5 protein-coding genes and 1 pseudogene are annotated in these 9,888 nt (G+C 69.4%); 4 read left to right on the forward strand and 2 right to left on the reverse strand.

Annotated features, from left to right (window positions below; genetic code table 11):
• Positions 1 to 276: 276 nt before the first annotated feature.
• Positions 277 to 1,608, reverse strand: coding sequence for a carotenoid oxygenase family protein (locus D7X99_RS40225; protein WP_121782362.1), 1,332 nt, complete (start codon positions 1,606 to 1,608; stop codon positions 277 to 279).
• Between the two features lie 812 nt (positions 1,609 to 2,420).
• Between D7X99_RS40225 and D7X99_RS40230 the strand changes: the two genes are divergently transcribed.
• From D7X99_RS40230 to D7X99_RS43025, 4 genes are all read left to right on the forward strand, one after another.
• On the forward strand, positions 2,421 to 3,038 hold the full coding sequence (locus tag D7X99_RS40230) for a hypothetical protein (RefSeq protein ID WP_121782363.1): 618 nt from the start codon (positions 2,421 to 2,423) through the stop codon (positions 3,036 to 3,038).
• Positions 3,035 to 4,141: a hypothetical protein gene (locus D7X99_RS40235; RefSeq protein ID WP_121782364.1), complete on the forward strand. Its 1,107-nt coding sequence runs from the start codon at positions 3,035 to 3,037 to the stop codon at positions 4,139 to 4,141. The genes D7X99_RS40230 and D7X99_RS40235 overlap by 4 nt, the downstream gene beginning before the upstream one ends.
• The gene (locus D7X99_RS40240) at positions 4,138 to 5,973 is read left to right on the forward strand and encodes an ABC transporter ATP-binding protein (RefSeq protein WP_121782365.1); all 1,836 of its coding nucleotides are present in this window, start codon (positions 4,138 to 4,140) and stop codon (positions 5,971 to 5,973) included. The genes D7X99_RS40235 and D7X99_RS40240 overlap by 4 nt, the downstream gene beginning before the upstream one ends.
• 195 nt (positions 5,974 to 6,168) lie before the next feature.
• Positions 6,169 to 9,357 carry an NEW3 domain-containing protein gene (locus D7X99_RS43025; protein ID WP_158627151.1) on the forward strand — a complete coding sequence of 1,063 codons (3,189 nt, stop codon included), beginning with the start codon at positions 6,169 to 6,171 and terminating at the stop codon, positions 9,355 to 9,357.
• Positions 9,358 to 9,708: 351 nt separating this feature from the next.
• On the opposite strand, the pseudogene D7X99_RS44115 reads toward D7X99_RS43025, so the two are convergent.
• Positions 9,709 to 9,888, reverse strand: a pseudogene (locus D7X99_RS44115) (hypothetical protein); the annotation flags it as partial.

Below are 9,888 nucleotides of genomic sequence, written 5' to 3' on the forward strand. Positions count from 1 at the left end.
GCCATGCCGCGCATGAGCGATGAACGACTCCGCCCGTTGGTGGAGCGATTCGGGCAACTCGTCCGCGAGCACGCTGTCTTCCGAGAGGCCTTCGGACTTATCTGATTCAGATGAGGGGATGCTTCAGAGGAACACTCCCTCCGGGCGATGACGTGAAGCGGCACCCCGCGTATGCAGATGGGACAGCCAGCGCCGTCCAGAAGGGCCTGCCAAAGCTGGGGGGCGTTCCACTTGCTCATGGGCTCCGTCTCGCTCTCTACCCCGGGCACACGCCGCTCAGCGCGTCCGCGGCACCCACGCGCCATGAAACCCGGCGGGCACCCGGCGCGGCAGGTGAACGGTCGCGACGGGCTCCGCGTCGATCTCGCGTGCGTCGAGAATCACGAGGTCGCTGGAGTCCGTCGCCGCACGATAGACCATCACCATCAGCCAGCCGTCGTCCTCGTTGACGCCTCCCGGGCACGGCACGAACACCGGCTCGCTGTTCTGGTCGCCGGGCGGCAGCGCGTAGCGCTTCGTCGCGCCGCGCTCGTGATCGAAGCGGACCACGCCGCGCATTTCGACGGGGGTCGGCTGCTCGGTCGCATACAGGTAACGGTAGGGTCGCCCCGTCCGGCTCTCGTTGATGCGCGGCAGCTCGATCCCGCCGTCGCTGCGCGGCCCTTCGTCGACCCGGCCGCTCGCCGTATCGATCACATAGCGCCACAGCACGCCGACGGGGTTGTCGGCGAACCTGCCCGTGCTCCCGTCGAGCCGCAAGAACCACGGATAGCGGACCGCATCGAGCACGACGCATGCTTCGTCGCGGTCATACGCGTTGACGACGTGCTGGATGAAGCAAGGCGCGATGCCGAACCAGCGCACGTCGCCGCCGTACCGTGGGATCACGCCGATGCGCGCCTGCCGGTCATCGTGCCAGCGCAGCGGCATCCGGTGGCCCTGCTTCAGCAGCGAGAAGTCGTACCCGACGTTCAGGTCGAGCAGCAGGCTGCGGGTCGCGGTGATCGCGAGGTCGTGCATCATCGATGGCGCCGGCACGTCGACAACGACGTCGGCGCGCTGCACACCCTGCGCGTCCGCGACACCGTAGCGCAGCCACGGCGCGCGCCAGTCCGCGCGAAACGCGATGAGCTCGCCCGTCAGCGGATCGACCTTCGGATGCGCGGTCATTCCGCCAGCAACCCCGGCGTGCCGTCGGGGCGCGCCGAGCGAATCGAGCTCGGCCGTGATCGCGAACGGCGCCGCACCCTCCGCCAGCGCCAGCAATTCGCCCGCATGCAGCAACACGTTCACGTTCGGATTGGTGTCGGGCAGGTGCGGCGCCTGAGCGGGCGAGTGCACGTCGGCCCAGCGGCGCGTGCGCGCCCAGCGGTTCCGGTAGCTGGCCGCGCGGCCATCCTCGAACGCGATCGCGTGCAGCATCGCTGCTTCCGGCCACCACGACAGCACGTCGTTGCCCTCGAAGCGGCCGCGCAGTGGGTTCGGACCGTTGCGCAGCAGTGTTCCGTCGAGCTCGCGCGGGATGACTCCGGTGACGGACAGGTCGACGAGGTCGACCTCGTCGGCGACCGGAGCAACCGCGCCGCGGTTCAGATCGAATGCAGTCATGATGTCATTTCTACCCGGGTATAAATGCCACGTCAATATTGCCCGGGTAAAACAGGGCCCCACAAACGGGGCAGCGGCGAGGCCGGAGCGCACGCCGCAGCTGGATGGGGCCGGGCTGCTCAAGCAGGAGCTTCGCGCTAGACGTGTTCGCCTGCGTACGGGGTACGGCGGAGCTGCAAGGGTGAAACTTCAATTTTGTCTCTTGATTGGAACTGGAGGTTTTTCTGTTTTCCAGTTAGTTCCCGGTAGAGATGAACATCGCCAGTCATTCTCCCCGTGAGCGGCAGGAGCCGTCCGCGTCGGTCCATGCGACGGAGCCCGAATCCGTCGACGCGATCCTCCGACGCGACCCGTTGGGCGCATACGCAGACATGGACGAGGGCACTCGTGCCCGCTACCAAGCCACCTGTCAGGAGTTGGCTTCCGGGTCGAGACAGCACCTGCGTTCGTCGCCCGCGCCGCCGTAGCGTGGAGCGCGGAGAGGGGCGGCAACGATTCGCGTGATCGTCACGTTGGAGATGCGTTGCTCTCTCGTGGCAGGCCGGAGTTCGAGGTCCATCTGGGGTGTGCGGTGCCCGCGCGTACCCGCCTGTCCAGGGTCTTGGTTCGTCACGCGGCACCCATCTATGTCGCGGTTGTGTGTCTTTTGACCCTGCTGATGCTGCTGGGGCTGGAGCGCGCGCTGGCCGCGTCCGGGCTCGACGCCGCGGACCGATGGACCCTGGTCGTCCTTCTCCTGCTGCCGTGCCTGGAGCTCTTGCAGGGGGGGCGTCGACGCTGTCTTCACGCGGTGTTTCAAGGAGCCGCCACCGATGCCCAGGATGGACCCGGAGCGGGTCTTGTCCAAGGAGACCCGGACGCTGTTCGTCACGCCCCTGCTGGTGGCGAGCCTGGACGACATCGAAACCCAGCTCCGGAGGCTGGAGCGCAACTTCCAGGGCAATGTCTCCCCGGAGCTCTTCTTCGCGTTGCTGACAGACTTCCCTGACGCCAGCCAGAAGGAGATCCCCGAGGAGGCGGCAATGCTGCTCCGCCTGGAGGACGGGATCCGGTTGCTCAACGCGCGGCACTGCCCCCAGGAAGCGCCGCGCTTCTTCCTGCTGCATCGCGAACGGCGGTGGAATCCCGTGGCGCGCTGTTGGATGGGGTGGGAGCGCAAGCGGGGCAAGCTGGAGGAGCTCAACCGGCTGGTGCTCGGGGCGGACGACACGAGCTACGTGGGGCCCGTACCGGGCGTCATTCGGACCGTCCGGTATGTCATTACCCTGGATGCCGACACGCACCTGCTCCCAGGCTCCGCGGCGCGATTGGTCGCCGTCCTCCACCATCCCCTGAACCAGGCCCGGTTCGACGGTGACAGCCAGCGCGTGTCCTGGATTGGACGACGCATTCCCAGGCGAACCAGAAGGTCCGCGCCATCTCGTCCATGATGCTTCCGGAGTTCTGGCGCGCCGCACTGCTGGCGCTGGTCATCGCGGGGGCGCTCGCCGGCATGAACCCGGGGTCGCTGCCCTGGGCGTCGCCCATGCTCGTCGCCTGGGTTCCCCTGCTCGTCTTCGCGCGGAAGGACCGGGCGGCCCCGCCTCCAGAGGAAGGCCAGGGGGCTTTCGCGGAGTTGGCGCGGCGCTGCTGGACGCTCTATGCGCGGGCGTGCGACAGCCGCGATGCGGACGCGAAGCCCACCGCCGTGGATGCGGCACTGGGGCTCGTGGCTCCCTTGTGCGCGCACCACCTGGGCTGTCTGGAGTCAGCGGCCCTGGTGTCGAGGCTCGACGAGGCGCTTGGCGCGGTCGAGCGGCTCAGGGGCCATCCCCTCACCGGAGGCGGGCTCCGAGGACTGTCCACCTCGGAGAGCGGCATGCTGGCCGCCGCGCTCATTGTCCTCGAGAGCGCCCTGGAGCGCATGCGCCGCGCGGGCGTGGCCTCCGCTTCCATCGAGGCATGTGAGGCCCGCGCGCGGGCGCTGCGTGAGGGCATGGACTTCGCATTCCTTCACGACGCGTCGAGCGGCCTTCTCCACGAGGGCCATGACGTGGGGTCGGGGACGCCAGCCCCGCGGCTCCAGGCGGCCTTCGACGACGCGGGACTCCTGGCGAGCTTCGTCGCCATCGCGGAAGGGCAGTTGCCCCTCCGCCATTGGCAACGGCTCCTGGAGTCGCACCTGGAGACGCGGGGGGCTGGGACGCCGGATGCCCATGCGGCGGTCGAGCAGCTGTCCCCGTCCGTGTTCCTCTGGTTTCCTCCCGCCACGCTCCTGGAGGACGCGGCGCGCCCCGCGGTGGAGACCGCGTCCCGGCCCGAGGCCTCCCTGCACCTCCAGGCACTCGCGCTCCGGTTCAAGCCGGGCAGTCCCGTTGACGGTCTCCAGGCGCTGCTGGAGGCGGAGCCCCTTGCGTCCCCCCGGTCGCTGGGACTGACCCTGCTGGCCCTGACCAACCTGGCGTGTGACGACATCCTGATCCAACACTTCCACCGGCACTGGCGGATCGCGTGGATCGACGTCCTTGTCTATGAGACGAAGGAAGCACCATGACAGTCATTGGCACGGCGCGGACGCAATCGAACGACAACGTCCAGGAGGGGCGGTTGGCTTCGCTCCGGAACATCCTGCCGGTGCTCCGCATGGTGTGGGAGTCGGGCCCGAGGACGGTGGTTGCCCACCTTGTGCTCCGGACGCTGGCGGCGTTGATCCCCCTGGCGGTCCTCGTCGTCGCCCGGTGGATCGTCGATGGCGTTGTGGCCAACGCCAGCGCGGGGCTCGGGATGACGGGCCGGCTCTGGGGATTTGTCGCGCTGGAGTTCGGGCTGGCGGTCCTGGGCGCCGTCCTCTCCAGGGGGATCGACTACGTAGGCGTGGTGCTGCGTGAGAACTACGTGCGGCACGTGAGCTTGCGGTTGATGGCGCAGGCTTCGCGGCTGGACCTCGCGACCTACGAGGACCCGGCGTTCCATGACCGCCTGGAGCGGGCCCGGGCCCAGGCCACGGACCGGCTGGTGATGGTCGGCGCGATCTCCCGCTTCCTGCAGCTGGGGCTGACGACCTTGAGCCTGTGCGTGGGCATCATGGTCTTCTCCCCGTGGATCCTGCTGAACATCGTGGTCTGCCTCGTGCCCGCGGCACTGGGCGAGGCGTACTTCGGGGCGCGGGTCTATGCGCTGAACTTCCGGCACACGCCCAAGCGGCGTGAGCTCGACTACCTGCGACAGCTTGGCGCGAGCAGGGAGAGCGCGAAGGAGCTCAAGATCTTCGGCTTGAGCTCGTTCCTGATGGGCCGCTACGAGAGCGTGTCGGGAGAGCTCCGGGACGACGTCGTGAAGCTGTCGCGAGGCGCGCTCGCGGGCCTGTCCCTGCTCTCGGTGGTCAGCTCACTCGGCTACTACGGCGCCTATGCCTTCGTCGTCTACCAGGCCGCGCGCGGGTCCCTGAGCGTGGGGGAGCTCACGTTCCTCGCGGGGGCCATCGCGGGAGCAAACCGGACGCTCCAGGAGTTCTCCGTGACGGGTGCAGGCATCGTGGACCAGGCGCTCTACATCCGCGACATGCTGGCGTTCTTCGCGCTCCAGCCGTCCATCCGCTCGTCGACGAACGCGGTCCCGGTCACCAGGCCCATCCGCAAGGGATTGGAGTTCCGCGATGTGACCTTCACGTATCCCGGCAGACCCGAGCCTGTCCTCCGGGGCGTGAGCTTCCACATGGCTCCGGGGGAGCGCATCGCGCTCATCGGGGAGAACGGGCAGGGGAAGACGACCATCGTGAAGCTGATGATGCGGCTCTACGACCCGAGCTCGGGGCAGATCCTGCTCGATGGGGTCGACCTGCGGGACTACCGGCTGGAGGACCTGTGGCATGAGGTCGGTGTCATCTTCCAGGACTTCGCGCGCTACGAGATGACGGCCCACCACAACATCGCGGTGGGCCGAATCGAGCAGCACGAGGATCCGGCGCGCATCCTGGAGGCCGCGCGCAAGAGCCAGGCCGACGTGGTGATCGACCGGTTGCCGGGCCGGTATGAGCAGATGCTGGGACGCCGCTTCGACGGCGGACTCGACCTGTCCGGAGGCGAGTGGCAGAGGATCGCGCTCGCCCGGGCGTACCTGCGCGATGCGCAGATCCTCGTCCTGGACGAACCGACCGCGGCGCTCGACGCCCGTGCGGAGCTGGACGTCTTCAACCGGTTCGGTGAGCTGTCGAACGGGAAGATGGCGCTGCTCATCTCGCACCGGTTTTCGACGGTCAAGATGGCGGACCGCATCCTCGTCCTGGAGAACGGGAAGGTCGTCGAGGAGGGCCCCCACGAGCAGCTGGTCGCCGTCGGGGGGCGCTACGCGACGATGTACGAGCTACAGGCCTCCCGGTACCGCTGAGCGCCTTCGCCGCGGAGGGCACGGCAACACGGCGGCAGAGCGACATCGGGGACAACTCCGCGTGACGGAGGCGTCATCGCGCACGGAGGTGCTGGAGGGATGTTGAAAACATCCAACAGCCCGGGGCAGAAGGCGCGCGCGGCGGCCCGAAAGGCGCGCTTCCCGTGCCAGGGCCGCCGCTCACCGGAGGAAGGCATGCTTCGCACGTTGTTGACCGTCACGTTGGCGCTGGCCCTGGGCTGCGCCACGCAGGAGGAGCCCACGCCGGCTCCCACCGCGCCCCCGGCCTCCGCAGGGGCCGAGACCGCGCCGTTGAAGGAGAAGGTGTCGCGGCTCAACGCCCGGCTGCGCCGGGGCGAGAAGGCGGGACTGACGCCGCTGTTGCGCGAGCGCGCAGAGGCGCTGGGCTCGCTGATGGACGTGGACGCGGGCGCCGCGCTGGCGCTGTCGCTTCCCGAGTCCGTGCGCGCGAGCCTCGCCCGGAAGCAGCCGGGCGCGGCGCCGCTGTTGGAGGCGCGCGGGGACTTCGAGGGGGAGTTGGAGGTGCTTGTCGCGGACAACCCGGCGCGGACGGAAGCTCGCACGGAGCACTTCCTGCGCGTGAAGGGCGAGCGGCTCCAGGTGCGCTTCGCGAATGCGCCGTCCGGGGATTTGCGCAGCGGCCTGCGCGTGCGCGTGCGGGGCCTGAAGCTGGCCGCGCGGCTGGCGGCGGAGGACACGCAGGTGGTGCGCCAGGCGCTCTCCGCCACGTCCGCGTGCCACACCACGGGGGACCAGCGCTCGTTGGTCATCCTCGCCACCTTCCCGGGGCAGCCGCAGACGCTCACCGCGGAGCAGGTTCGCGAGGTGTTCTTCTCCACCACGCAGCGCTCGCTGACGCGCTACTGGCAGGAGGTGTCCCAGGGCCGCACCAGCGCCAGCGGCGACGTGGTGGGCTGGTACACGCTGAACCGGGGCTACTCGTGCGCCGAGTCGGACGCCATGCGCGTGGCCGCCATCGCCGCGGCCGACGCGGACGTGGACTTCCGGCAGTATGACCGCATCTTCATCGTCCACCCGGAGGCGACGGGCACCAACTGCTCCTACGGCGGCCTGGGCACGCTGGCGTGCTACACGCAGCAGACGCAGGACGGCCCCATCACCGCCTCCACCGCGTGGCTGCGCGCCGAGTACATGAGCCCCAATGACCTGGGCGTGGAGTTGGTGACGCACGAGGGTGGCCACAACCTCACCCTGCACCACGGCAGCGCGCGCGATTTCGGAGCGGAGGCCCTGGGCCCCGTGGGCGCGCGGGGCACGCTCACCGAGTACGGCGACAAGTTCACCTCCATGGGCGACTGGAACCTGGGCCACTACGCGGCGCCGCACAAGGTGCGCGCCGGTTGGCTGGAGCCGAGCGCGGTGGCCACGGTGGACGGCACGGACGGCACCTTCACGCTGTCCCCGCTGTCCGCGCCCATGGGCAGTGGCTTGCAGGCGCTGAAGGTGCGCCGCGGCTTCTACGGCGATGGCTGGCTGTGGTTGGAGGCCCGCCGGCAGGTGGGCGACTACGACGTCAGCTTCTTCCCCTCGCAGGTGTACGGCGGCGCGTTGGTGCATTACGAGGACGCGTACACGGGCAGCTACACGCACCTGCTGGATTTCACGCCGCAGACGTCCGAGTGGTGGGATCCGGCTTTCCTTCCCGGCACGTGGGCGGACCCGTACACCAACCTGCGCCTGTCGGTGGACGCCGCCACGCCCGCGGGCATCACGGTGAGCGTCCACTACGAGCCCGTGCCGTGCGTGCGCGCGCCGCCGACAGTGTCGTTCGACACCTGGTACGACTACGCCGCGCCGGGCTGGCAGGTGGACAGCGGCCTCTCCATCACCAACACCGACACGGTGGGCTGCCCCGCCTCCACCTTCGCGCTCTCCACGTCGATACCCGCGGGCTGGCCGACCACGAACCTCCCCGCCAGCATCACCCTGGAGCCCGGCAATCAGCGCTCCCTCTACTTCACCAAGGAGGTGCCGCAGGGCACGCCGTACGCCACGTACACGGTGGACGTCACCGTCGCGCGTGACGGCGCGAGCATCACCGCGGAGGACACGCTGGATGTGATTGCGCCGTGCCAGCAGGTGCCCATCGAGGTGCGCTTCGACCGGGCCTCGCAGGCGGTGAGCGCCGGGGACACGGCCGCCTTCGGCGTCACCCTCGTCAACCACGACTCGCGCGCGTGCGGGTGGTGGTACTTCGAGCCCGCGTCCACGCTGCCCGCGGGCTGGGCCACGGACTATGACCCGTACGGCTTCGACATCGAGCCCGGCGGCTCGTTCGAGTTCACGATGTACAAGACGGTGCCCGCGGACGCGCAGGGAACCTACGCCGTGGACCTCCAGATTCTGCGGGACGGCTATGTGGTGGAGACCACCGCCACGGCCTCCGTCACGGTGAATCCCTGCGTGCGCTCGGCGCCGACGCTCAGCGCGCTGCCGTCGACGGTGGACGTGGTGCCAGGGGGGACGGGGAGCTACACGCTATCAGTCACCAACCACGACGCGGCGACGTGTGGAGGTTCCACGTTCACGCTGGCGCTGGATTCGGACCCGTGGGGCTCGCTGTTCTCCGCGCCGTCGCTCACGGTGGCGCCCGGGGCCACGGCCACCGCGACGCTGACGGTCACCGCGCCTTCGAACGCGGGCGCGGGCAGCCGCTCTTTCGAACTGGGCGTGCTGCGTGACGGGGTGTCCGTTGGTGGCGCGCAGTTGGAGGCGCGCGTGGTGTGCGTGCCCCGTGTGCCGTCGGTGGGCTTCACGCCGGCCTCAGCCACCGTGGAGGCGGGCAAGCCGCTCACCGTGACGGTGATGGTGACGAACAATGACAGCACGGCGTGCGCCGCGAGCAGCTTCTCGCTGGGCGCCTCGGCACCGTCGGGCTGGACGTCGGGCCTGTCGCAGACGTCGCTCTCTCTGGCCCGTGGCGCGAGCGGGCAGGTGACGCTCACCGTGACTCCTCCGCAGACGGTGTCCGGTCGCTTCACGGTGAGCGGGACTGCTGCGCACACAGGCGCGAGCGCGGCGCTGGGCAGCTTCACGGTGGACGTCACCCCGCAGCCGCTGAAGGCCACGCTGTCGGTGCCGGCGCTCAGCTACAGGCGCAACGGTCTGGTGCTCGTCACGACCCTCGTGACGCGAGGAACAGGCTCCGCGCAGGCAAGCGTGCGATTCAGTCTGCTCCGTCCGGATGGCCTCACGGACGTGCTCACCGTGTCCACGGATGCCAAGGGCAAGGCAGGGTGGAGCTACGTGGCGCGCGTGCCCGGTGCGCACTCCGTCACCGCCACCGCCACGGCGGGCACGGAGACGGTCACCAGCAACACGGTGGGCTTCACCGTGCAGTGACGCGTCGGGTGTCCGTGTGGCGGGCGTTGCAAGGTGAGCGTGAAGCAGGAGGCCGGACTCCTGGGTTTGGAGCCCGGCCGATGGCTCGAGGAGAACGTGATGGCGGCGTCCTTCTCGACAGTGGGCACCAACTCTCGACGCCCGTCCTGGCGCTCCTGGCGGACGCGGAGCTGTGCCGTGAGGCGAAGCCCCGGCTCAGCCCGGCAGCACTCGCCACAGTCGCGGAATCATCCCCAGTGACCAGCTCTCCGCCGTGAACTCCGCGTACGGGTAGCCGCGGCCTTCGAAGGGGATGCCGGGCACGCGCGTGAGGCGTCGCGCCTCACAAGAAACCGCATCGATGCTCCTTCGTCAGCCCCTGCGCATGTCGAGGTGCGGGATGCCGTCCTCGTCGTAGATGTCGCTGTCAAGGCTCGGCCAATCAGGTCGCTGTTCGGTCCGGCCAATCAGGTCCGGACGTGAGGAGCCCGGGAAGCGTGACGGCGTGGACCGCGCGGGTTCGGCCAAACCGGTCCGGCAGGGGCTCCGCCA

The sequence above is a fragment of the Corallococcus sp. AB032C genome, from assembly GCF_003668935.1.
Classification (GTDB): Bacteria; Myxococcota; Myxococcia; order Myxococcales; family Myxococcaceae; genus Corallococcus; species Corallococcus exiguus.